Origin of the sequence: Streptomyces sp. NPDC014894, from assembly GCF_043080985.1 — a bacterium.
Classification (GTDB): Bacteria; Actinomycetota; Actinomycetes; order Streptomycetales; family Streptomycetaceae; genus Streptomyces.
This window is the reverse complement of sequence record NZ_JBIBWD010000015.1, coordinates 15,437-39,054: the sequence shown is the minus strand read 5'-3', so window position 1 is coordinate 39,054 and position 23,618 is coordinate 15,437. Positions and strand designations below refer to the sequence as shown.

The 23,618-nt window shown below is 73.5% G+C and carries 21 protein-coding genes; 14 read left to right on the top strand and 7 right to left on the bottom strand.

From position 1 onward, the window contains the following. The first annotated feature begins 26 nt into the window (after positions 1-26). The 3 genes from ACF089_RS29230 (at position 27) to rpsR (ending at position 1,770) form a co-directional block, all read left to right on the top strand. Entirely contained in the window at positions 27-281 is a 255-nt protein-coding gene (locus ACF089_RS29230) for a type B 50S ribosomal protein L31 (protein WP_392032862.1), read from the top strand. Then, positions 281-1,435 (top strand): CobW family GTP-binding protein, encoded by a 1,155-nt coding sequence (locus tag ACF089_RS29225; RefSeq protein ID WP_392032859.1) that lies wholly within the window; start codon positions 281-283, stop codon positions 1,433-1,435. The genes ACF089_RS29230 and ACF089_RS29225 overlap by 1 nt, the downstream gene beginning before the upstream one ends. Before the next feature lie 98 nt (positions 1,436-1,533). Next, positions 1,534-1,770: a 30S ribosomal protein S18 gene (gene rpsR, locus ACF089_RS29220; RefSeq protein WP_392032856.1), complete on the top strand. Its 237-nt coding sequence runs from the start codon at positions 1,534-1,536 to the stop codon at positions 1,768-1,770. A 199-nt stretch (positions 1,771-1,969) separates the two neighbouring features. On the opposite strand, the gene aztD is transcribed toward rpsR, so the two are convergent. From aztD to aztB, 4 genes are all read right to left on the bottom strand, one after another. Further along, positions 1,970-3,169, bottom strand: a complete 1,200-nt coding sequence (gene aztD, locus ACF089_RS29215) for a zinc metallochaperone AztD (RefSeq protein ID WP_392032853.1) — start codon at positions 3,167-3,169, stop codon at positions 1,970-1,972. 139 nt (positions 3,170-3,308) lie between these two features. Continuing rightward, positions 3,309-4,361: a zinc ABC transporter substrate-binding protein AztC gene (aztC, locus tag ACF089_RS29210; RefSeq protein ID WP_392032850.1), complete on the bottom strand. Its 1,053-nt coding sequence runs from the start codon at positions 4,359-4,361 to the stop codon at positions 3,309-3,311. Beyond that, a complete protein-coding gene (locus tag ACF089_RS29205) occupies positions 4,358-5,632 on the bottom strand; it encodes a hypothetical protein (protein WP_392032847.1) in 1,275 nt (424 codons plus the stop codon). The genes aztC and ACF089_RS29205 overlap by 4 nt, the downstream gene beginning before the upstream one ends. Further along, entirely contained in the window at positions 5,629-6,534 is a 906-nt protein-coding gene (gene aztB, locus ACF089_RS29200) for a zinc ABC transporter permease AztB (RefSeq protein WP_392032845.1), read from the bottom strand. The genes ACF089_RS29205 and aztB overlap by 4 nt, the downstream gene beginning before the upstream one ends. A 49-nt stretch (positions 6,535-6,583) precedes the next feature. Between aztB and aztA the strand changes: the two genes are divergently transcribed. Beyond that, positions 6,584-7,312, top strand: coding sequence for a zinc ABC transporter ATP-binding protein AztA (gene aztA, locus ACF089_RS29195; RefSeq protein ID WP_392032842.1), 729 nt, complete (start codon positions 6,584-6,586; stop codon positions 7,310-7,312). 31 nt (positions 7,313-7,343) lie between these two features. Here aztA and ACF089_RS29190 read toward each other — a convergent pair whose 3' ends face one another. Continuing rightward, positions 7,344-7,709 (bottom strand): cupin domain-containing protein, encoded by a 366-nt coding sequence (locus ACF089_RS29190; RefSeq protein ID WP_392032839.1) that lies wholly within the window; start codon positions 7,707-7,709, stop codon positions 7,344-7,346. A 530-nt stretch (positions 7,710-8,239) separates the two neighbouring features. Here ACF089_RS29190 and ACF089_RS29185 point away from each other — a divergent pair. The 4 genes from ACF089_RS29185 to ACF089_RS29170 all read left to right on the top strand — a co-directional run bounded on the left by ACF089_RS29185 (position 8,240) and on the right by ACF089_RS29170 (position 15,461). Beyond that, entirely contained in the window at positions 8,240-11,863 is a 3,624-nt protein-coding gene (locus tag ACF089_RS29185) for a CHAT domain-containing protein (RefSeq protein ID WP_392032836.1), read from the top strand. After that, the gene (locus tag ACF089_RS29180; RefSeq protein ID WP_392032833.1) at positions 11,860-12,576 is read left to right on the top strand and encodes a hypothetical protein; all 717 of its coding nucleotides are present in this window, start codon (positions 11,860-11,862) and stop codon (positions 12,574-12,576) included. Before ACF089_RS29185 ends, ACF089_RS29180 begins: the two co-directional genes overlap by 4 nt. Beyond that, complete coding sequence (locus ACF089_RS29175; RefSeq protein ID WP_392032830.1) at positions 12,576-13,253, top strand: RES family NAD+ phosphorylase; 678 nt, start codon at positions 12,576-12,578, stop codon at positions 13,251-13,253. Before ACF089_RS29180 ends, ACF089_RS29175 begins: the two co-directional genes overlap by 1 nt. A 300-nt stretch (positions 13,254-13,553) precedes the next feature. Next, a complete protein-coding gene (locus ACF089_RS29170; protein WP_392032828.1) occupies positions 13,554-15,461 on the top strand; it encodes a PH domain-containing protein in 1,908 nt (635 codons plus the stop codon). A 128-nt stretch (positions 15,462-15,589) separates the two neighbouring features. On the opposite strand, the gene ACF089_RS29165 is transcribed toward ACF089_RS29170, so the two are convergent. Further along, the gene (locus tag ACF089_RS29165) at positions 15,590-16,207 is read right to left on the bottom strand and encodes a TOPRIM nucleotidyl transferase/hydrolase domain-containing protein (protein WP_392032826.1); all 618 of its coding nucleotides are present in this window, start codon (positions 16,205-16,207) and stop codon (positions 15,590-15,592) included. A 252-nt stretch (positions 16,208-16,459) separates the two neighbouring features. On the opposite strand from ACF089_RS29165, the gene ACF089_RS29160 reads away from it, so the two are divergent. From ACF089_RS29160 to ACF089_RS29150, 3 genes are all read left to right on the top strand, one after another. After that, positions 16,460-16,843, top strand: a complete 384-nt coding sequence (locus ACF089_RS29160) for a DUF488 domain-containing protein (protein WP_392032824.1) — start codon at positions 16,460-16,462, stop codon at positions 16,841-16,843. A 303-nt stretch (positions 16,844-17,146) separates the two neighbouring features. Further along, positions 17,147-18,259 carry an LLM class flavin-dependent oxidoreductase gene (locus ACF089_RS29155; protein ID WP_392033194.1) on the top strand — a complete coding sequence of 371 codons (1,113 nt, stop codon included), beginning with the start codon at positions 17,147-17,149 and terminating at the stop codon, positions 18,257-18,259. Positions 18,260-18,274: 15 nt separating this feature from the next. Beyond that, on the top strand, positions 18,275-18,895 hold the full coding sequence (locus ACF089_RS29150) for a CE1759 family FMN reductase (RefSeq protein ID WP_392032823.1): 621 nt from the start codon (positions 18,275-18,277) through the stop codon (positions 18,893-18,895). Between the two features lie 149 nt (positions 18,896-19,044). Here ACF089_RS29150 and ACF089_RS29145 read toward each other — a convergent pair whose 3' ends face one another. Next, complete coding sequence (locus tag ACF089_RS29145; protein ID WP_392032821.1) at positions 19,045-20,325, bottom strand: hypothetical protein; 1,281 nt, start codon at positions 20,323-20,325, stop codon at positions 19,045-19,047. Between the two features lie 406 nt (positions 20,326-20,731). Here ACF089_RS29145 and ACF089_RS29140 point away from each other — a divergent pair, with 406 nt between their 5' ends. From ACF089_RS29140 to ACF089_RS29130, 3 genes are all read left to right on the top strand, one after another. Continuing rightward, the gene (locus ACF089_RS29140; protein ID WP_392032819.1) at positions 20,732-21,673 is read left to right on the top strand and encodes a hypothetical protein; all 942 of its coding nucleotides are present in this window, start codon (positions 20,732-20,734) and stop codon (positions 21,671-21,673) included. A gap of 178 nt (positions 21,674-21,851) precedes the next feature. After that, on the top strand, positions 21,852-22,223 hold the full coding sequence (locus ACF089_RS29135) for a hypothetical protein (protein ID WP_392032817.1): 372 nt from the start codon (positions 21,852-21,854) through the stop codon (positions 22,221-22,223). Positions 22,224-22,307: 84 nt separating this feature from the next. Further along, positions 22,308-23,615 (top strand): hypothetical protein, encoded by a 1,308-nt coding sequence (locus tag ACF089_RS29130; RefSeq protein WP_392032814.1) that lies wholly within the window; start codon positions 22,308-22,310, stop codon positions 23,613-23,615. The last annotated feature ends 3 nt before the right edge of the window (positions 23,616-23,618 follow it).

The following is a 23,618-nucleotide window of genomic DNA, read 5'->3' as shown; positions in this document are numbered from 1 at the left end:
CCTCCCCGTCCCCGAAGGATCACGTCATGAAGCCCGACCTCCACCCGCCCTACGGCCCCGTCGTCTTCCGCGACAAGGCCGCCGGCTCCGCCTTCCTCACCCGCTCGACCATGACGAGCCACAAGACGATCGACTGGGAGGACGGCAACACCTACCCCGTCGTCGACGTCGAGATCTCCAGCGCGAGCCACCCCTTCTACACCGGCACCGCCCGCGTCCTGGACACCGCCGGTCGCGTCGAGCGGTTCGAGCGCCGCTACGGCCGCCCGGAGGCCGTCTGATGGAGAGCACCGCACGACTCCCGGTCGTGATCGTCGCCGGGCTGCACTCCGACGCCCGCCGGCGGACCGTCGACGGCCTGCTGCGCTCCGTACCGGACAGCGTCGCCCTCCACCACGACCTGGCGACCGCCGCCGACGACAAGACCGTACGGCGCGAGATCCGCGACGCCTCGGGCCCGATCTCGCACGGCGAGGCCCCGCTCGTCAACGACTGCGCCTGCTGCGCCCTGCGCGAGGACCTCGTACCCGAACTGGAACGCCTCGCGGCCGCCGGGACCACCCGGCTCGCCGTGGTCGAGCTGTGGGACTCGGTGGAGCCCAGGACCATGGCCGAGGTGATCGCCCACGCGACGGAGAGCGTCGACCTCGCCAATGTCGTCACCGCCGTCGACCCTTCGCTCGTCCTGCCGTATCTCGCCAACGGCGACGATCTGGCGGAGGCCGGACTCGCGGTGGCCGCGAGCGACCGGCGCACCGTCGGCGACACCTGGGCCCGTCAGCTGGAGTACGCCCCCGTCCTCGCCCTCGTGGACAGCGAGGACGCCGACGACCAGGACCGGGCGCTGCTCGCCCAGCTCCATCCGACCGCCCGGCAGGCGGCCGTCGGCTCGACCCGGCTCGCCCGGCTGGCCTTCTCCGGCTTCGACGTGGACGCGGCGGCCGCCGCCCAGCACCCGGCCTGCGCCCTGCTGCCGCAGGAGACCGAGGACGCCGGCGTCGCCACCCTCGTCTGGCACAGCCGCCGCCCCTTCCATCCGGAGCGGCTCTACCGCGCCCTGGAGGATCTGTGCTGCGCGGCGGCGCGCAGCCGGGGCCGGTTCTGGCTCGCGGACCGCCCGGACACCCTGCTCGGATGGGACGCGGCCGGCGGCGCGCTCTGCGTGGAGAGCGCCGGACCGTGGCTGGCCTCCCTGCCGGACGCCGCCTGGGAGCTGATCCCTCCGGTACGCCGGGCCGCGGCCGCCATGGACTGGCACCCCCGGCACGGCGACCGCTGCCAGCATCTGGTCTTCACCTCGCCCGGCCTCGACCGGGCGGGCGTCCAGAGCGTGCTGGAACGCTGCCTGCTCACCGACCAGGAGTACGCCGCCGGTCCCGAGGCGTGGAAACGCCTCCCCGCCGCCTTCGACTCCCTGCTCGGCTCCGCCGCCTGACGTCCGTTCCGGAACCCGCCGCGAGCCCCGTGTCCGACACGGGCCCGCGGCGCCTCCCGTACAAGCCCCGCACCGTCTCCCGTACGAAGGAAGGCCCGATGCCCCGCCGTTCCGAGATCCGCCGGCCCCTCAGCTCCCGTCCCAACCCCCTTGACGCGGCCGGGATCACCCTCGTCGACTACAAGGACACCGATCTGCTGCGGAGGTTCGTCTCCGACCGGGGGAAGATCCGCAGCCGCCGGGTCACCCGCGTGACCGCGCGGCAGCAGCGCCGGATCGCCGCGGCGATCAAGAACGCCCGTGAAATGGCCCTGCTGCCCTACCCGAGCCGTTAGTCCCGTCCTTTGTCCTCCGTCCTCCGGCCGGCGCCGTCGCTTCCCGCGGCCGCGCCGGCCGTCGGCGTGTCCGGGGCCGCGCGGGGTTCACCGCCCGCGCGGCCGTTTCGCGGGGCGTACGGGACGAAAGGGCCCGCCGTCCGTGCCCGTTCGGCGGGGGCGCGGACGGCGGGCCCTGCGGCGCGCCGGGTCCCGGTGGTCAGTGGTCCGCGACCACGCCGGTGAGTTCGTTCGTCGTCTTCGGCAGAGTGACCGACGCCCGCTTCTCGCCCGAGTCGAGGTCGAAGGCGTGGAGCGCGCGCTTGCCCGGCTCGCTGACGTACGCGGTGTGGTCGCGCACGAAGAGCACCGGCCGAGGCTGCTGCCAGTCCAGCGGCTCCTTCCACGCGCCGATCGCCGGAATGCTCTTCGTCACCTCACCCTTCTCCGGGTCGATGACGTGCACGGCGCCGTCCGTGCCCAGGACGAGCGCCTCGCCGTGCGGGCCCCGGGCCAGCGAGCGGAACGAGTAGGCGGCGCCGAGGTCGACGAGGCGCAGCTGACCGGTGCGGGTGTCGATGAGCGACACCCGCTCGGGGCGCTCCAGTTCCGCGTCGCGGTCGGTCTTGTAGTCGCCGAGCAGGATCGGGGAGTGGTCGCTGCCGGCCTGGTTGCCGATACGGCCGTAGGCTTCCGGGGCCTTGACCTTGGTGAACTCGCCGTCCTTGTAGATCAGTACGCCGTTTTCGCAGCCGACGGCGATCGCCTCGCCCTCGGCCGCGGCCTCCCCGTGGACGCCCGGGCAGTCGGTGCTGCGGGCGATCTCCTCGCCGTTCCGGTCCAGGACGACGGCGCCGACGCGCTTCTCCTCGTCGCCGAGCGTGGTGAGCAGCTCGCCGTTCCTCAGCTCGACGGCCACCCCGTGGTGCGGCTTCTCGGTGGTGTGCGTGCGTCCGCGCGGCGTGCCGTCGGCGAGGTCGGCCGGGTCGAAGACGCGGACTTCGCCGGTGCCGTCGATGAAGAGGGCGGTCCGGCCCGCGTGGCGTACGACGTGGCCGGGCTCGGCGCCCTTGAACTCGATGTCGGTGAGAGCCTGCGCGGAGGTGTCGAGGACCCGGAAGCCGGTGTCCGTGGAGACCATCACATGGGTGTCGTCACCGGCGGGGTTGACGCGGTTGAAGCCGGGCATGTCGAGGGTCTTGGCCGGCTTCAGCGTTTCGCCGTCCAGGATGTAGAGGCCGCCGTCGAAGGTGGCGACCAGCGGTTCCTTCACCGCGACGGGGGAGCCGCCCGGCGTCTTCCCGTCCGCCGTCCGCGCGATGTCCCTCTTCTCCTCGCCGCCGCAGGCGGTGAGGGCGGCGGAGACCGCGAGGGCGAGCGCCGCTCCGGCGGCCGTGCGGCGGCGTACGTGGATTCTCATGGCTGTGTTCCTTTCGTCGCCGCGGGGTGCGGCGTCAAGCCGCTGGGGTCGCGGCATGGTCTGTGCGCCCGGCCCGCCGGGGGGCGGTCGGGGTGGTGGCGTGGTCGGGGGAGACCGGGAAGGCCGGGGGAGCGCGCGGTCAGCGCGCGGTCAGACCGTCGGTCAGGGCCTTGGTGTTGGCGCGCATCATCGACAGATAGGTGTCCGCGCCGCCGCCCTCGGCGGTCAGCGACTCGGAGTAGAGGGTGACGACGCGCACCTCGTCGCCCAGCGCCTCGCGCAGGACCTCCGCCAGGCGCTGGGGGCGGGAGGAGTCGGCGAAGATCGTGCGTACTCCCGCCGCGCGCATCGCCCGGGTGAGGGCGTGCAGATCGGAGGAGCTGGGGGAGGCGAGCGTGGTGCCGCTGGGGATGACGGCCCCGATGACGCGGAAGCCGAAGCGGTCGGCGAGGTAGCCGAAGACGTGATGGTTGGTCACGAGCGCCCGGCGGTCCTCGGGGACGCGGTCGAAGGACCGGGTCATCCAGGAGGTCAGATCGGCCAGTTCCTTCGCGTAGCGCTCCGCGTTGCGGTGCACGGCGTCCCGGTCGACGCCGGTCACATGCTCGGCGATCCGGTCGGCGATGAGACCGACGGCCTCGCGGACCCGGTCGGGGTCGGTCCAGAAGTGCGGATCGGGCCGCCCGCCGGAACCGGAACCGGCACCGGAGGCGGCACCGGAATCGGAATCGGCCCCGGACCCGGACCCGTGTCCGCCCTCGCCGGACCGGTGCATGAGCGGTTCGACGGCCGCGCCGACCTCGACGGCGGGCACACCGGCCCGCCGGGCGTTGTCGACGTGCCGCAGGACGTTCTCCTCCAGCCCGAGCCCGTTGAACACCACGAGGTCGGCCTGTTCCAGGGTGGCCGCCTCGGCCGCCGACAGCCCGAAGGAGTGCGGATCGGCGTTCGGCCTCATCAGTACGGTGACCTCGGCCTCGTCCCCGGCGATCTCCCGGGTGACGTCGCCGAGGATGTTGGTGGTGACCACGATCCTGGGCCGGTCGCTCTCGGCCGCGCACGCCGGAACGGCGGCGAGCACCAGGAGCGGGCCGAGGAGGAGCCGGAGGGCGCGGAGAGGACCGCGGGTACGGAGAGGACCGCGGGTACGGAGAGGACCGCGGAAGGGGCGACGCCTCGCCGGTGTGTTCATCGGCCGGTCTCCACCATCAGATCGGGGCGGATGTCGAGATCGAAGGAGCGCGCGACGCGCAGGGAGTCGTTGTAGTCGATCTCGGCGATCCGTCTCCCCGCCGGGTCGCTGACATACGCACGGCTGTGGTCGACGGCGATGTCCGGCGCGCCCGCCTCCCCGGGGCGGACGCCCTCGCGGACGGGCAGGGCCTTGAGCGCGGCCTCGGCGGTGCGTTCGCCGGACTCGATGTCGAAGGCGCGCAGGGCGCCGTCGGCGCCCAGGGCGAGCAGGGGCGCGCCCTCGCCCGCCGTGCCGGCGGCGAGCACGGGGCCCGTCTCCACCCGCTTCCAGGCGCGGTCGGTGACGTTCAGCACCCATACGGAGTCGTCCCCGGCCAGTGCCGTGAGCGTGTCGCCGCCGGGCCGGAGACGGAAGCCGTCGGCCCGCTCGCTCGCGGGCACGTCGCTCGGATACGGGATCGCGACCGCCGAGAACCCGTTCCCGTTCCCGTTCCCGTCCCCGCCCGCCTGGACCAGTACGGCCCCGTCGGCGCAGCCCAGCACGACGCCGCGCCGTGTCACGGCGTCGCCCCGCGGGTCCCGGCAGGGCGTCCTCAGCGCCGCTCTCTCCCGGCCCTCGCGGTCGAGCACGGACACCGCCGCGCCCCCGGGGCCGGGAACGGCCAGCAGGTGTTCCCGGAAGGGGATCACGGTGGCGTACCGCCCGGGCAGGGTCCGGCCCGCGCCGATCCCGCCCTTCTCCATCCCGTCGCGCCGGTGCAGCGCCGTGCCCTCCGCCGTCGTCACAGCGGTGAGCGTCTCGTCGCTCCGGACCCGGGCCTCGCCCCGCGCGGCCGTCCGGCCGGCGGCGCGTATGTCCGCGCGGTAGTAGTGGACATGGTCGCCGTGGTCCACCGTCCAGACGCCGGTGTCGAGCACCGAGACGCCGCCGGGGGAGTGGAGGAAGCCGAAGCGCCCGTCGCCGGTCAGAGCGGTGACGCCCGCGACCGCCGGGACCGGGTGCGCCTTCCCGGTGATCAGGTCCAGCACCCGTGTGTCGCCGGTGGCGGAATCGCTCAGCACCAGACGTGACTGCTGCTCGGCGGACTCCCTGGCGCCTTCGACATGGCCGTGCGGGGGCGACGCCGACGGCTCCGGAGTCCTCCCCGGCTCACCGCCCGCCCCGCAGCCGGTCGCGAGAACAGCGGTGAGAACGGCGGTGAGGGAGGCGGTGAGCGCGAGGACGAGCGGGGCGCGCCGACGGGCCGGGGCGCTGCTGCGGACGGTCATGAGCGGGGTACTCCCAGGTCTGCAGCGGATCGGTCGTCGGCGGGTGCGGGTGCGGGTGCGGCGGCGGCCGCGACCGGTCGGGGCGCGCGGCGCGGGCGGAGGGCGGCGGCCGTACGGGAGAGGAAGAACTGCGCCACGGCGACCGCCGAGATCGTCGCGCCGGCGGCGGTGTCCAGATGCCACGACAGAAGCAGCCCGCAGAACGTGGCGCTCGCGCCCAGCACCGCCGCCCCCGCCATCACGGCGGGCACGCCGCGCGCCCACGGGAGCATGGACGCGGGCGGGGCGATGAGCAGGCCGAGTACGAGCAGCGTCCCCACGATGTGGAACGAGGCGACGATCGCCAGCGTCAGCAGGCCCAGCAGCACGGCGTGGGCCCAGCGCGGACGCAGCCCCAGGGTGTGCGCCTTGCGCTCGTCGAAGGCCAGCGCGACGAAGGCCCGGTGCCCCAGCGCGGTGACGGCCGACGCTGCCGCGAGGGCGACGGCCAGCACGAGCAGATCCTCCTCCCCGACGGCGAGCACGTCCCCGAAGAGGAAGCCGGTCAGATCGACGGCGAAGGACTGGGAGCGGGAGACGACGATGACGCCCAGCGAGAGCATCCCCACGAAGAGGAGTCCGATGCTGGTGTCCTGCGAGAGCCGCGGGGTCCGCCCGATGAGGGTGACTCCGGCGGCCATGACGACCGCGCTCGCCGCGGCTCCGACGAGCGGACTGCCGCCGAGCAGCGCCGCGACGGCGACGCCCGGGAGCAGCCCGTGGGACATCGCGTCCCCGAGGAAGGCCATCCCCCGGAGGACCACCCAGGTACCGGCGAGCGCCGTGACGGCGGACACCAGCAACCCGCCCACCAGGGCTCTTTGCACAAAGGTCACCTCGAAGGGACCGGTCAACCACTCCATGCGGCAACACTATAATGAAAATGATTATCACTACAGACAGGATGTCGCCATGGACGCCGCCCCCACCTCTCCCCGCATCCGGCTCACGGCGGTCGACGCGGGATACGCCGGCCGTCCGGTGCTGCGCGAAGTCACCGTCGACGTACCGGCGTTGGGAGTCACCTCGCTGATCGGGCCGAACGGCAGCGGGAAGTCGACCCTGCTCGCGGTCGTCGCCGGTGTGATCCGCCCGACATCCGGAACGGTGCGCCACGAGGGCGGCCTCCCGCCCGCCTTCGTCCCGCAGCGGAGCGCCGTGAGCGACGCCCTCCCGCTGACCGTCCGGCGTACGGTCGAGATGGCCCGCTGGCGCGTACGGGGTCCGTGGCGGCGGCTGACGAAGAGCGATCACGCGGCCGTCGACGAGGCGCTGGAACGACTCGGCGTCGCCCGCCTCGCCTCCCGGCAGCTGGGCGAGCTGTCCGGGGGCCAGCGCCAACGCGCCTTCATCGCCCAGGGCATCGCCCAGCGCTCGGACCTGCTGCTGCTCGACGAACCCTGCACCGGACTCGACCCGGAGTCGCGATACGGCATAGAGAGGCTGCTCGCCGAGGTCGCGGCGGAGGGCGTCACCGTGATCCAGGCCACCCACGACCTCGCCGCGGCCCGCGCCGGACGCCACTGCCTGCTTCTGCGCGAAGGGCGGCTCGAAGCGGCGGGCCCTCCGTCGGACGTACTGGCCGCGGCCTCCCTCGCGGCCTCCGGCCTCACCGGGCGCGACGCCGCGAACACAGTCTGATCAGGCGGCGCGGCCCCGCCGACCCGGACGCTCAGGCGGGCTTCGCGTAGTCGCCGTACCCGGTCCAGTCGAGCGCCACGCAGGGCTCGTCGCCCACCACCCAGGCGTCGTGTCCCGGCGCGACCTCGATGAAGTCGCCGGGTCCGGCCTCGGCGCTCTCCCCGTCGTCCATGACGATCTTGATACGGCCGCTCACCACGTAACCGGTGTGGGCCGACTGACAGCTGTCGGTCCCCGCCAGCGGTTTCACATGATCCGACCAGCGCCAGCCGGATTCGAAGACCGCCAGACCGACGGGCCCGCCGGCCGTGTGCAGTAGATCCAGTCTGCCCTTGCCGTCTTCGAACGGCCGTGTCTCGTCGGCGGTGTCGAAGCTACGGATCACCAGCCCCGCCATGGTCTCTCGCCTCCTGGACAGGAACGGCCCCGAGTCACCTACCAGCCTAGTACCGCTCCCGGCGAAGCCCCGAACGCCGCCGAACGCCGCCGGACCCGCCGAGGCTGACGGCGTACGGCGGAGGCCGCCGCGCGGGACGTGGCAGCCGCGCCGGGACGCCCGGGCGGGGAGTCCGTTCCCGGCCGTGGGCCGTGGGCCGTCGCCCGCCGATCGCGTACGCACCGCGCCCCGCGACCCCGCGCCCACGCTCCGGGGCCGCCGGACGGCGTACGCCCCGGCCGATTCACCCGGCGCGCCGCGAGGACGGCAGGGCTGCGGAGCCCGGGCGCCCGGTCCGAGGCCGTACGGCGTACGGTCCCGGCCCGCCGCGCCGCCGCCGGACCCGGCGGCCGGTCGTCTCCCGGGCGGATTCCGGGTGTTGGCCGGGCGTCGGCCGGAAAGCCGTGCGAACGGCCCTCGTTGGGGCGGATGTCTGGTCATCATGGGAAGGCGGGACGGACGTCGACGCTCTCGGGACATGAGGAGTGCTGGTGGGCGAAGAGGGGGAGAGCGGCGGCGTTCAGGCGCTGCGGGCCTGGGCCGGGGAGGCCGTCGGGCGGGCGATGGCGCTGCTCCCGGCGGAGGCGTCGGGAGCGGTCGTCGAACTCCGGCGCGCCCACGACGAGGCGGTCGCCGAACTCGAATCGCTCTCACGCCTGCTGGACCACGACCCCGGGCTGCGCAGCTCGACGACCCTGTGGCTCGCCGGCGCGCTCACCCTGCGCCACGCGGCCGGGGGCGGCACGCCCGCGGACCGGGAGCGGGCGCACGGTCTGCTGCGCGAGGTTCGGGACCCGGGGACGAGGATCGGCGCCGCCGCCTCCGTCGAGGACCGGCGGTGGGCCGCGCTGTTTCTGCTGACGCACGCGATGCCGCTCCAGGAGACGCTGGGCGGGCTCGCGCCGGAGCCGGACGCGACCGCCGTGTTCGACATGATCATGCGAGAGGGGCCGGACGGGATGGCCGCCTTCGCGGCCGAGGTGCGGGAGCTGGTGACCGAGGCGGCCGAGCTTCCGCTCCCGCCGGAGAATCTGAGCAGTCTGCGGAAGGTGCGCGACCTCTACGCCCGGCCCTCGGCCGACGGGATCGCCGATCTGTTCCAGGGCCTCGTTCCCGACGACGGCGGTCCGGGCGCCGATCAGCTGCGGTCGATGATGACGAGCTGGCTGACGGCGGCGACCGCGGGCACGGATCCGTACGGCGGCTCGGGCCCGGCGCCGTACGCCTCCCCGCACCCCTCCTCCGACACCGGCCCGCACCCCTCCTCCGACACCGGCCCGTACGCCGGCGACCCGCGCGCCACCCCGGACCGCTCCGGCGCGACTGCTGCCGGCGCCCCGGACGAATCGGACCAAGACCCGACCCCGATCCCGACCCCGGACCCGGGCCCGGACCCGGACCCGATCCCGGCCTCGCCCCCGGATGCGGACCCGGACCCGTACGCGAAGCGGAACCCGGACCCGGCCCCCGGCGGCGGAAACGGCGGCGACACCCCGCCCCCGCTCCGTACCCCCGGGGATTTCCGCGGGCTCCTCGCCGCGCTCCAGGCCGTCAACACCACCTCGGTGGATTTCGTGAACCATGTCGGCGGCGGCGACCCCGCCGCCCTCGATCAGCAGCTCGGGCGACTGCGCGGCGCGCTGGACGGACTGCCGGACGGCGTGCCGGGCAGGGACGCCCTGGAAGGGCTCATGGCCCTGCTGCTCCATATGAGCGACGGCGCCGGCGGCACCCTCCAGGACCAGGCGCTCGGCCTCGCGCACCATCGAACGCTCGGCGACTGTCTGCGGCGCGCGGCGGAAATGCCGATCCCGATGGCCGACGGCTTTCCGGTCATGGCGGATGTGATGGAGCTGATGGCGGACGTCCGCACCGCCGGGCAGGCCGAGGAGGCGGACCGGCTCGGCGAACTCCTGCTCAAGGCCGAGGAGCTGGCCGACACCGTCCCCGAGGACCACGACTTCCGCTTCGCCGTCCTCGTCGCCCGGGCCCTGGCGCGTCTCACACTCGGCCGGTTCACCCTGGACCGGGAGTCGATCCTGAGCGGCCTCGCGGATCTGGAGGACGCCAGGACGGCCGCGGGGACCAGCGGTCTTCCGATCGGGGACGAGGAGCTGGAGGCCATGGTCCCCGACCTCGTGGCGCTGCGTTCCTGTCTCACCGACGACGCGGCGGACGTCCCCGACCGGGATACGCCGCCGCCGGACGCCCCCGCCGACCGGCTGCACTCCGCCGCGAACCGCCTCGGCATGCGCTACAGCCTCACCCGGGACCCCGCGGACCTCGACGCCGCCATCACCGCGCTGGAGCGGCTCCGCGAGCACATCCGGGAGGGCCGCGCCCCGCGCGTCGCCGCCACGGCCCTCTGGTCGCTCGCCGAGGCCTACCGGACCCGCCGGCACCGGAAGCACGCCGAGTCCGCCGCCACCGGCGTGGAAGCCTCCGCCGCTCCGGCCACAAACACCGAAACCGAAACAAACACAGGCGTAGAAGCCGACACCGACGCCGCCATCGACGCGGCGAACGAGGCCCTGGCGACCCTCGCCGCCGACGTCCTTCTCCAGCACGGCGCCGAACACCGTCTGACGACCGCCCGCAACGGAGCCTCCCTCGGCGTCCGGGCGGCCCTCTGGGCGGCCTCGCACGGCAGGGTGGAGGACGCGGCCGCCGCCCTGGAGCTGGGCAGGGCGCTGGTGCTGCGCGCGGCCGCCACCTCCCGGGCCGTACCGGACCTGCTGGAGGAGCGCGGCCGTCCCGAACTCGCCGCCGCCTGGCGCGAATCCGGCGCGGCCGACAGCGCCGAGCTGACCGGCGAGCTGCCCAGCACCCTGCGCCGGCAGGCCCTGGAGGCCCTCGGCTACCGGGAGCGGGGAGGGCTGCTCGGCGCCCCCACCCTGCGCGAACTGGCGGACGGCGTGGGCGAGGCGGGCGCGGACGCGCTGATCTATCTGGTCCCCGGCAGCGGCGGCGACGCCCCGGGCATGCTGCTGGCCGTGGGCCCCGAGATCGGGATCGGCGTGGGCCCGCTGCCCATGCTCTCGGAGGCGGCGAGCGGCCCCTTGGAGCGGTACGTGGACGCGGCCAACGCCCGCTACCCGGACGACGCCGACGGCGGCCGGGAGCGCGACTGGGAGGAGGCCCTCTCCGATCTGTGCGACTGGGCGTACGAGGTGGCCGCCCACGTCCTGGCCGGGCTGGAGGAACATCTCCCGGGCGACGCGGCCGACCGCCGTACGCCCCGGGTCGTCCTGGTCCCCTGCGGCCGGCTCGGGATCGTGCCCTGGCACGCGGCCCGCTTCCCCGCCGGCGCCCCGTACGAGTACCTCTGCCAGGCCCTGGTGATCAGCTACGCGGCCTCCGGCGGCCAGTTCCTGAGCACGGCGCGCCGCGCGCCGCGCGATCCCGTCTCGGCCCCGGCCATGGTGGCCGACCCGAACCTCCTGCTCACCTACGCCGAGCTGGAGGTGCTGGAGCTGCGCGAGACCTTCTACCCGGGCTCGCGGCTGTACGGCGACTTCGCCGGACTCCCGGCCGACTCGGTGCCGGCCGGCACCCCCGCCGAGCTGCTCGCCCTGCTCGCCCAGGACCACTCGATGGTCCATCTGGCCACGCACGGCATGGCGGGGACCCGGCCGACGGAATCGGCCCTCTATCTCGCCCCCGACGACGCCGGAGGGGAGCCCGGCAGGCTCACCGTGACCGGGCTACTCGACCGGCCGAGGCCCTTCGGGCAGGAGCCGGCCGACGGTCCGCTGATCGTCCTGAGCGCCTGCGAGACCGATCTGAGCACCCGTGACCATGACGAGGCCCTCAGCCTCACCACGGCGTTCGTCTCGGGCGGCGCGCGTGATGTGATCGGGTCGAGGTGGACCACCCGGGACTCCGCGTCGATGCTGCTGATGACGGTCTTCCACCACCATGTGCGCGCCGGGCTCGGCCCCGTCGACGCGCTGCGCGCCGCGCAGCTGTGGATGCTCGACCCGGACCGCGAGGATCCGGGCTGTCTGAGCGAGGTGCTGCGGGCGGAGATCGGCCGCCCCGATCTGCGACGGCCCGCCGTCTGGGCCCCGTTCATCCACCAAGGCCACCCCGGCAGGGGGGAGGAGGCCGTATGAGCCCGGCGAACCCGGTGGACCCGGGTGACGACGACAGCGGGGCGAAGGTCCTCGACCTCGTCCACGTACACCTCGACAGCATCCGCTCCCAGCTGACGGACGAGCAGTTCCAGCTGATGCGCGCCCGCCTGCGCGAGCTGGCGGCCACCCCGCCGGACAACGCCAGGTCCGTGCGCCGGGCCTTCCAGGCCCTGCGTCTGTCCCTGGTGCCGCTGATGTTCGGCCATCCGGTCCGGCAGGCGCTGGACTCCTTCCGGCTGGCCGGCGCGGCCTCCGCCGGCGAGTCCGCGGTCCTGAAGTCGCGGGATCTGCTGGCGCTGCTCGCCGAACCGCCGCCGCCCCTCGGCACCGCGGCCGTCATCGCCGCCGTCAGGCGCAGACTGCGGCGGGCCCCCGCGCTCTCGGCCGCCGAGGTCGGCGCCCGGTACGGCGGTTCCGCGCCGCCCCCCGAGCTGATCCGGTTCCGCGTCGAGGCCCCCGGTCAGGGCGACCGCTATCCGGAGTTCCAGTTCGAGCCCGGCGGGGGAGCGCCGTACGAGGTCGTCCTGGAGGTCAATCGGGTGCTGCTCGCCGACGCCGACCCCTGGGGAGCCGCCGACTGGTGGCTGAGCGACAACGCGTGGCTGGGCGGGGGACCGCCCGCCGATCTCATCGGCGTCCGGCCCGACCGCGATCTGGTGGACGCGGTCGTCGCGCTGGTGGAGGGGGACTGATGCGGGAGAAGGCCGTGCCGCCCTCCGTGTACCGATTCCAGCCGCACTGGGAGGTGCTGCCCGCGGGCACCCAGCTGTGGCGTATGCACGCGTCCCGGTTCACGGCCGTGGAGTTCAAGCCGTTCATCCCGGACGACCGCGCGCCCGGCCGCTTCCACGGCACACCGGAGGACCCGTACCCCTGTCTGTACGCGGCGACGGACCCGGAGACCGCGCTCGCCGAGACCCTGCTGCGGTCGATCCCCATCGACCGCGGCACCGGAATGCGGCTGGTCCCCCGGCGGGCGGTGGTGGGCAAGTCGCTGAACGGGGTGCGGACCCGGTGCGAGCTGAGACTGGTCTCGCTGGACTCCGGCGCGGCTCTCGCCGCCGTCTGCCAGGACCACCGGCTGCTGGAGAGCGAGGGGCCGGAGCACTACGCGAGCACCCGGCTCTGGGCGCGGGAGCTGCGGGCCGAGGCGTCGCAGGCCATGGGGATGATCTGGGGCTCGAAGCGGAATCCGTCGCGGCGGGCCCTGGTGCTCTTCGGGGACCGGTTCGCGGACTGCCCGGACGGGCCGCTCGAAGCGCTGCCCTACCGCAGCATCCCGGACCTCGGCTCCCCGGAGGGCGTCAAGGAGGTGAACCAGCTGCTGGAACCCCTCCGTTCGGCGATCGACGACGCCGTCCACGTCTGAACCCGGAGTCCTGTCCTCCGGGCCCGGCCGGAGTCCGGTGGGAGCCCCAGCCCCTCCGTACGCCCCCCCCGTACGCCGCTCCGTACTTCCCTCCGTACGGCGATTCCGGCACGGACGGGAGCCGCCGTACGGCACCGCGCGCCACGCCTCCGTACGCCTCCGTCTCCCGGTCACGGCCTGCCGCCGGACCCCGGTCGCGCCCGTGTCGCCGTCGGCACGGACCGTCATCACCTGGGGGAACGGCGTCCGGAGGGGGACCTGGCTGTCGGCCGCTCACCCCCTTCCGTCGATAATCCGGGTGTGAACCAGCACCCCCTTCCCCTGCCCCCCGAGCACATACCCGCCGGGGCCGCCCCCTGGCGGTCCGACGACGCCCGGAGGTGGGCGGCGGCGGTGCCGGGCAAGTGGGCCGGTCCGCTGTACGCGGCGATCGCGCTGATCGCGGGGGCGGCGTGGGCCATCGCCTGGGAGCCGGAGTTCGCCTGCACGGCGGCGCGGCCGTGCGGTACGGAGTGGTGGGGGCTGGCTCATTTCGGACTGCTGCTGCTCTGTCTGTACTGGATCTGGCGGCAGCCCCGGCTCGCGCTGGCCGGCGCCGCGGCGCTCGCCGCCACCAGTCTGCTCCGTCTGACGGACGCCGATCCGGTCAACGGCACGGGCGACTCCGGTTTCCTGGCCGCCCTGGGCTTCGTCGCCCTCACGCTGACGCACCGGCTGGCCGCCCGGCGCCGGCAGCGGGCGCTCGCCGAGGAGGCCGCCGGGCCGGGCCGGCACCCCCTCCCCGAGGCGGCGGACCGCTTCGTCCGCGGACGCGTGTCGCTCATCGTGGCGGCGGTGCTCTTCGCGGTGTCGGCCTTCGCGCTGTGGCAGGCGCTGGGCGTCGTCGGCGCCTACGAGGAACGGGCCGCCGCCGCCGACCGGGTGAGCGCCCAGATCGTCGAGGTCGAGACGTCCGACGAGGATCTGTCCCCGATGGTGGCCGAGTCGGCCGGCGAGCGACGCCACCGGGTGGAGACGGCCTTCCCCGAGGACTACCCCGTCGGCACCCGGGTCGAGCTGGCCGTCGACGGCGACTGGATACGGCTGGTGTCCGAGCCGTACGACATCTTCGGCTGGGAGATGCTGCTCCTGGCCGCGTCCGTCCCCGGCCTGGCGTTTCTCGCCAACGGGCTGACCGGGCACCGCCGCGCCCGCGCCCTGGACGGCGGACGCGTTCCGGTGCTGAAGGTCCTGCTGCGACAGGGGGACGAGGACGGCCGCGCCACCGTGTACGCGGCCGACGACACGGCGGCCGAGCGGCCCCTGCTCACCTTCCACTCCCTGGACGCCACCCGCGACCCCGAGGACGACTCCTCCTTCCCCGGCCACGAGGAGGGCATGGAGCAGTACGTCGAGGAGGCGGAGGACAGGGCCGGCCCCGAGGGCGACCCGGAGGAGCCCCTGCGGGAGGCGATTCTGTACGGCGTCCCCCACGAAGGCGCCGAGGTGATGTTCCTCGCCCCCGTGTGGGTCCCGGACGGCGAGCCGGTCCACGAGGTCGAGGTGGAGCGGAGCGTGACCCCGGTACGGCTCGCGGGGCGCGGGATGGGCGGGCCGTTCGGCTCCGGGAAGAGCGCGGACCGCCGTGCCCGTACGCGCCGCCGCCCGGTGGACGAGATCGCGGCGGAGCTGCCGCTCCCGTCGGCCGCTCCGCTCAGCTGGTCCGCCGACCGGGCCTCGCGCGGCGTGGGGCTGTTTCTGCTGCTGGCGCAGGGCGGCGGCGTCTGGGCCCTGCTCGGCGACGGACTGTCGTGGCAGTGGATTCTGGTGGCGCTCGCCCTGCCCACGCTGATCAACTCGATCGCGACGGCGCTGAACTGGCGGCTGACCGCCGACCGGGACGGCGTCTGGGTGGCCGGCCCCTGGCGCGTACGGCACATCCCCTGGGACTCCGTCATCGGCGTCCGCCACACCCCCGACAGCGTCGAGATCACGCTGACCGGCGGCAAGGAGATCGAGCTGTCGCCCGTCGGCTTCGCCCGGCTTCAGACCAGGCTGGGCAGGCCGTCGGCGGCCCTCGAAGCCGCCGATGCCCTGCGGGCGCTGCTCCACCGCCCCGACCTGCGCCCCGAGCGGAACGCGGAACCGTCCGAACAGGGCATGCCGCTGGGTCCGGTGATCGTGGTCGTGGCGGCGGTGTGGGCCGCGGTGGTCGTGCTGCTGCTCTGAGAACGGGCCGCGCGGCCCGCCGGGCCCGTACGCGCGGTACACGCCGTACGCGTCGGCGCGTCGGGACGCCGGCCGGACCATGCCGGTCGGATCGTGCCGGTCGGACGACGGCGGTCGGACGAAGCCGGTCAGACGACGCCGAGCAGATCGTCGAGCGGGGCCGGTACGCGGCCGGGTTCGAGCGCCTCGACGAGGACGTGGCCGTAACGGATCTTGCGGCCCTTCTTCGTGCCGAGGAAGCGCCGCAACTGCTGCTCCGGGGCACGGCCCAGCTGCGCGGGCTGACGGAGGAAGGTCCGCAGGGCGCGCAGTTCGCCCTCGGCCCCGACCAGCTCCGCCACCCGGGGAGCGCCCAGCGCGCGGATGAGTTCGTCCTCCAGATCGGCCGCGCAGACGAAGAACCCCCGCTCCGGCGCGCCGGCCCGCGCCAGGCCGCGGGCGTAGTACCCGTGCTCCGCCTCGTCGCACAGCCCCGTGAGGCGCAGGCCCAGCCCGGGCGGCCCGAGGAGACCCGCGTAACGGGCGATGTTCATCGCACCGCCCATCGACAGCACGCAGACGCCCTCGGCCGCCAGGTCCCGGCCCCGGCGCGCGGCCAGCGCGTCGACCGCCGCGGCGTCGCTCAGCCCTTCGAGCAGAACGACGGTCCGGACGGGCAGCCGCCCGGCCAGCTCGCGCGCGGGTGCGCCGTCTCCGCCGGCCGCCCACGCGGCGACCGCCTTCCGGAACGCTCCCATGTCGGTCATGGGGCGAGTCTCCGCTCTTTCCGGCCACGGCGGTAGGGAATTACCGCGGGCGCGCCGCCCGGCGGGGATGCGTCGCGGGAAGCGGCCCCGACCGGTCCGGTACACCGGCCCCGAGCTGCCCCGGGACCGTCTCGCGCGGGCGCCGTCCGGACCCCGGTGGCCCGGCTCGACCTCGGCCCCTACGGTGGGACGGAGGCGGAACCGCGCGCGGCGATGCCCGACGCGCTCCGTCCGCGTTCGAGGAGGCGCGTCATGCGGTCGGATCCCGAGTTCCGGGTGCGCCGGGTCTACGATCCGCCCGATCCAGCCGACGGCCGGCGGATCCTGGTCGACCGGCTGTGGCCGCGCGGTCTGTCCAAGGAGCGGGCCGGGGTGGACGAGTGGCTCAAGGACGTGACGCCCTCGGGCGAGCTGCGGACGGCCTATCACGCCGGACGGCTGGACTTCGCCGCCTTCCGGGACCGCTACCGGGCGGAACTGGCCGAGCCCGAGCGGGTGGCGGCCGTTGGGCGGCTGCTGGAGCTGGCCCGAGGCTCTGCCGTCACCCTCGTCACCGCCGTCAAGGACCCGGAGCACAGCCATGTCCCGGTCCTCGTCGAGCATCTGAAGCGGCGCGGGGACGATCCGCGTCGATGAGGAGACACCGCGTACCCGCGCATCACCTGTACCCCCGCACCGCGTACTCGCGCACCGCCTGCACCCCGTACCCCCCTACCCCCTACCCCGTACCCCCGACCGCAGAGCGCGGCGCTCACGCACTTCGCGCCCTTTGACCCGTAAACCCGCTCTTTGTCGCGATCAGGCGGTTCGAATCCGATCCGCCAGGGGAACACTTAGGTGTGCCGTGGGGCTGGTGAGGCGGGAGGGACGTAAACGGCGGACAGCGGACAAGGGGGCGTGCGTCACACAGGCAGGGAAGGTGACAGCGCTATGACCGGGATGCAGTTCGGCATCTTCACCGTGGGTGATGTGACCCCCGACCCGACCACGAACCGTACGCCGAGCGAGGCGGAGCGTATCCGGGACACCGTGGCCATCGCCAGAAAGGCGGAGGAGGTCGGACTGGACGTCTTCGCCACCGGCGAGCACCACAACCCGCCCTTCGTGCCGTCCTCGCCGACGACGCTCCTCGGCCACATCGCCGCGCTGACGGAGCGGATCATTCTGTCGACGTCGACCACGCTGATCACCACGAACGACCCCGTCAAGATCGCCGAGGACTTCAGCGTGCTCCAGCACCTGGCCGGCGGACGGACCGATGTGATGCTGGGGAGGGGGAACACCGGCCCGGTCTACCCCTGGTTCGGGCAGGACATCCGCCAGGCGATACCGCTGACCGTCGAGCACTACGGGCTGCTGCGCAGGCTGTGGCGCGAGGAGGTGGTCGACTGGGAGGGCAAGCTGCGCGGCCCGCTGCAGAGCTTCACCCTGGCCCCCCGCCCCCTGGACGGCGTACCGCCCTTCGTGTGGCACGGCTCCATCCGCACCGCCGAGATCGCGGAGCTGGCGGCCTACTACGGGGACGGCTACTTCGCCAATCACATCTTCTGGCCCGCCTCCCACACGCGCACGATGGTCGAGCTGTACCGGAAGCGCTTCGAGCACTACGGGCACGGTCCGCCCGAGGCGGCCGTCGTGGGCCTGGGCGGACAGGTCTTCATCCGCCCGAACAGCCAGGACGCGGTACGGGAGTTCCGTCCGTACTTCGACAACGCGCCCGTGTACGGGCACGGGCCGTCGCTGGAGGAGTTCAGCTCGATGACACCCCTGACGGTCGGATCCCCCCAGCAGGTGATCGAGAAGACCCTCGGCTTCCGCGAGTACGCGGGCGACTATCAGCGCCAGCTCTTCCTCGTCGACCACGCCGGACTCCCGCTCAAGACGGTGCTGGAGCAGCTGGACCTCCTCGGCGGGGAGGTCGTGCCGGTGCTCCGCAAGGAGTTCGCCGTCGGCAGGTCCCCCGAGGCTCCCGACGCGCCCACCCATCAGTCGCTGCTGCGGGCGCGCGAGGCGGAAGCCGATCCCGGGACGCCGGCCGCCCCGGAGGACTGAGAGGAGCGTGACGGGATGGCCACCAAGATCGCGATCATCACCGCCGGACTGCGGGAGCCCTCCTCCACCCGCATGCTGGCCGACCGGCTCGAAGCGTCGGTGCGCGCGGAACTGACCCGGTCCGGGGACACGGTCGAGTCCTCCTTCGTCGAACTGCGGCCGCTGGGCCGCGCGATCGTGGACGCGACGCTCAGCGGATTCCCGACCGAGCCCCTGGAGGAGGCGTTCGGCACGGTCGCCGGGGCCGACGGCGTCATCGCGGTCACCCCCGCCTTCAACGCCTCGTTCAGCGGGCTGTTCAAGTCCTTCTTCGACGTGCTCCCGGAGGACACGCTCGACGACATGCCCGTGCTCATCGGGGCGACCGGCGGCACCGAACGGCACTCCCTCGTCCTCGAACACGCGTTGCGGCCGATGTTCTCCTATCTGCACGCGATCGTGTCGCCCCGGGGCGTGTACGCGGCGACCGACGACTTCGGCTCCCACGAGAGCGGCGCGGCCCTGGGCGACCGGGTCAGCCGCGCGGCGGCCGACTACGTACGCCTCGTCCAGGGCTGCGGCCCGCGCCGGGCGCGCGATCCCCTCACCGATGACGTCGCCGCCATGGAACGGCTCCTCCAGGGCGACTCGTCGTGAACCGCGCCGCCGCCGAGCGGTGACCCGGGCCGGACCCGCCGGCCCGGCCCGGTGACCTGCGCCGGTGATCTGCTCCGGTGACCTGTGCAGATGACCTGGGTCGGTGACCTGGGTCAGGGCCGCCGGACCGGACCGCCCGCCCGGCCGCCTCAGTCGATCGAGACGTCCCCCCGGAGCGACAGCGCGTCGCCGAAGCGGCCGAGGGTCAGATCCGTCGGTGTGATGTCGAGCCGGATCGGGTCCACGTCGACGCTGACGGACGGGAGGTCGCCGAGGGTGAAGCCGATGCCCCGGAGCGCTTCGCCGACGAGATCGCCGAGGGTGGAGGAGAGGGCGTCGGCCACCCAGGAGGCGATGACGCTGACGAGGTCGTCGTGCGGATAGATCTCCAGGTCGAAGGAGCTGACGCTGTCGGTCGTGGCCGTGAGGGTGGTGCCGGACATCGAGAGGGCGAGGGTGACGACGGGGTCCGGTTCGAGCCGCAGATCGTAGTACGCGTCGGTCGAACCGCCCCAGAGCCAGTCGATGCCGGCGCTTCCGCTGCCGGTCACGGCGGCCTGGACGCGCACGGTCGGTATGTCGGCGTCCACGACCTCGCACCGGATCCGGTCGACGACGATCGTCGCCTGGTAGTAGCCGGTGCCGATGCCGAAGTCCTCCGAGTCTCCGGCGTTGAACGGCGTCCCGTCGAGATACGCCGTGGCCGCCTCGGTGATCCGCTGGACCGTGTCCTTGCCGAGCAGGGCGAAGAACGGGCCCGTCGGCCAGTCGTCCGGGAAGGGCGGCTGCGGAATCCCGTGCTCCATCAGATTCATGACGGCCACGGCCCGCCCCGGCCGGATCACCGGGACCGGGGTCGACAGATTCAGCACCGGGATGTCCGGCTGGGGCAGGGTGACGCCCGAAAGGATCCGGCGGGCCTGGTCGAGGACGGCGGGCAGCACGACATTGTCCAGAATCACTCGCTGGACCTCGCCGATGTCACTGGCCACGGCCCGGACGGGGTTCAGGGTGAGCAGGCCGGACGAGGACGTACTGGCCTGGATGTCCACCGTCACGGTCACATCCCCCTCGACCAGATTCCCCCCTTCCGTGTCGACCACGACATGCACCTGGCGCAGGACGGCCTGGAAGGCGCTCCCGTCCAGCGAGGCGCGCAGCACGCCGGCGTGCCGCGCCGCCTCGTCCTCGGTGAACCGCCCCGCCCCGCCCTCGGCGAAGCGCGCGCGCAGCTCGTGCTCGGCGTAGCCGGGCGGGGTGAGGTCGAGGACGGGGGCGGTTCTGACGTCCCAGGTCACCGTGATGGGGGCGTCTCCGGCGTCGTACGGTTCGGAACCGGTGAAGTAGCGCGGATACAGCTGGTCGTAGATCTCCTCGGCCGCCCTGTTCACGATGCCGACATCGGCTCCGACCGCAAGGTCGTACGTCATGTTCCGACTCCCTCTGTCCGAGGTGATGGTCACGGGCCCCGCCCGGGGCGGCGCCCGGTCGTGCGGCGGCGGCCCCGCCCACCGACCTCGGTGCCCGGCGCCGCCGATCCGGTATCACGGTCCCGCGTCCGGGGAGACGGACATCCCGGTAAGGGGACATGTCCGGTAAGAAGCCTATGTTTCCTGCCAAGATGGCCTGATTTGGTAGTAGGAAACGGCTGAGGGCGGGGCAAAACCTACGACAGCCTCCCCAGGTCATACCGGTGCGCAAGGGATACGCGCCCCCTCCCGCGCTCCTGGCGCTCCGGCGTGCGAACTGACCTGATGAGCACCGTCCGAGCGTCGTTTTGCGACAGCACGCGGCAAGCGGTGGTGCGTCCGACCGGGGGTGCCTTTGGATGGCGACGTGAGCGAATCCACGTTCGATCTCGCGGTCGGAGTCGGTACCGACGCCATCAACTCGGGCCTCCAGAAGGCCCACGACCAGCATCGCGACGGATTCCGGGGGAGCGTCGCCCCGGACCCCGTCGAGGGCACGGCCTACACCTTCGCCTGGGACTTCCTGGACGCCCCCGCCCTCGTCCTCGCCCCGCCCGACGCGGACCTCTGGGGCAAGATGATCAAGGCCGACGGAGTCACGGCCCTCCCGGACTCCGGAGTGCTCCAAGTCGTCGCCGAACAGCTCCAGGCGGACTGCACGGTCGGCGGCACACCCCTGCCCCGCGTCACCGGAAAGGTCACGGTGGCCCTCCAGGTCACGCCGTCCGGCGGCGGCATCACCGCCGTCCCCCTGGGCGCCTGGCTGGAGAACCTGCCCGACGGCCCCACCAGCATCATCGTCAAGAACATCGTCGTGCCCACCCTCCTCAACCAGGGCGCCACCCTGCTCCAGTCGCTCCAGATCCCCGCCCAGGGCCTCTTCGGGCAGACGGTCACCCTCAGCCTCGTACGCGTGGACGTCATCCCCACCCACCTGGTGCTCGCCTCGACGACCGCGGTGAGCACGGCGACCACGGCGAGGGCCGAGCCCGCCGAGCCCGTCGACTGGCCGACGGACAAGCAGGTGTTCACGCTGATCGGCAAAGAACTGCTGACCACCCTGCTGACGGCCGCGATCGGACAGTACGCGGACACCCAGCTGGCCAAGGACGAGAAGACCGTCCAGTACGTCGCCTCGGCCCGGTGGGACGCGACCTTCCGGCGGGTCACGAACCTCAGCATCGGCTCCGACCCGACCACCGCCTCGGCCGGCGTCGACATCGACTGGCACGCCGAACTCGACCTCGTACCCCTCTCCCCGGACGGCAGCGGCGGCTGCGCGCTGACCAAGGCGGGGCACGAATCGTGACCGGCGCCCCACCGGGCCGAGCACGAGACGGCCGCCGCCCAGCCGGCCGGCACGGGAACACCGACCGGGCCGGCACCGGGAACACCCGCCGGACCGACGCCGGGAACACCCGCCCGGCCGGCGCGGAAACCCCCGCCGGACCGACGCCGGCACACCGACCGTCAGGAGACGCACCGCCATGGGAGCAGCCCCCGTCGAGTTCGACGTCGCCTACCAGCCGGACCCGCCCGTCGTCACGGTCCAGGCCACCGGCCTCACCGACACCGCTCTCACCGTGCAGGTGACCGGCCTCGACCTCGAACAGGTCGCCTTCAACCCCAAGACACCCCTCGCCGACGTGCTGTCCGGCCTCGTCAACGATCTGGCCCAGGCGGCCCCCGGGATCGTCAAGGACAAAGTCACCGGCCTCACCCCCGACATCCCGCTCGGCGAGCCCATCGGCTGCTCCTTCCCGATCGGCGGCGGGACCGTCCTGATACGGCTGACCTCGCCGGAGCTGAGCGCCCACGGCGACATGCTCATGGTCAGCGGGACCGCCGACGTCTCCTGACCCGCTCCCGTCCGCCGGTCCACGCTCTCGTCCGCCGGTCCACGATCCCGTCCACCGGTCCACGACACACCGCAGGAGACGTACGTGAGCACTCCGTACCCCGCACCCCGGCCCCTGTATCTCGCGGACACCCCCGGCTACCCCCTCGCCCGCACCGTGGAGATGCCCGACACCGTCGGCTACCCCACCGGCTCCCTCAGCATCCGGCTCGGCGCGCTCAAGATCCACGCCGAAGGGCGGCCGGAGCCCGTCGCCGGACAGCACGGCGCGTACCGCATCCCGGCCCTCGTCCTCACCGGCCGGTACGCCCTCGACGCCCGCCCCGACGACATCCGCGACCTCGACACCGCGGGCGGTCTGCGCCCGCTCGCCGACGAGGCTCTCCGGCCCACCCTCCCCGCCACGAGCCGCGCCGCCGTCGCGCACGACCCGCCCGACGACGCCACCCTGCGCAAATGGCGCGACCGCGCCGACTCCCACCGCGACCGACTCATGCGCACGGAGAAGGGACAGCGACTCCTCATCACCTACGGGCAGACCAACGAGACCTTCTACGGCGTCTTCGACACCTCCAGCACCCTTCGGAAGAACTGGCGCAAGAACGGTGTCACCCGGAACATGTCCGAGCACACCTTCGCCGCCACCGACCCCCAGACGCCCGCCGACGACGCCGACCCGGTCAACGACTGGACCGACCCCGACCAGCGGACCAGCTACAACTCCAACGCGTTCATCCAGTACGTCAACGTCACCAGCGCCCTCTCCTTCGAGATGAGCTTCGCGGCCGCCGAGGACCAGGACGACTACGGCGACGCCCTCGACGCCGCCCAGCGGTTCGCCACCGCCGTCAACGACACCGGCAACACCGGCGACAGCACCAGCCCCATGACCCAGCACGAGGTCTACGACTCCATCGAACAGCACTCCGGCGAGGTCCGCGCCACCACACCCGAGGAAGTGGCGCGCTACATCGGACTCGTCCACGGCACCTACGCCGAGGACCCCGAGAACGAACCCGAGGAGTGGCTGACCCTCACCGACGAACACCGCGCGCGCTACCGCGCATTCGGCAAGGAGGCCTACGAGGCCAGGGCCCGCGAACGGGAACCGGCCACCGACACCCTCCACCAGGGCGACTGCCACGCCCGCCTCGACAACGTCCGGATCACCCTGGACCCGGCCGGCGGCGAACCCGCCGTGACCCTCCCCCCGCTCGCCCTGCACATCGACGACGCCGACTGGCACGGCCCCTCCGGAGAACTCGCCCGAGAGCGGCTGCGGACCATGCGATTCGTCCAGGAACTGCTCCGCGACTCGATCGCCGAGACCCTCCGCCACGCGGCGCTCACCGGCCTCGACGGCTACCGCCTCCCCGGGGACGGGCGGTCCTGAACC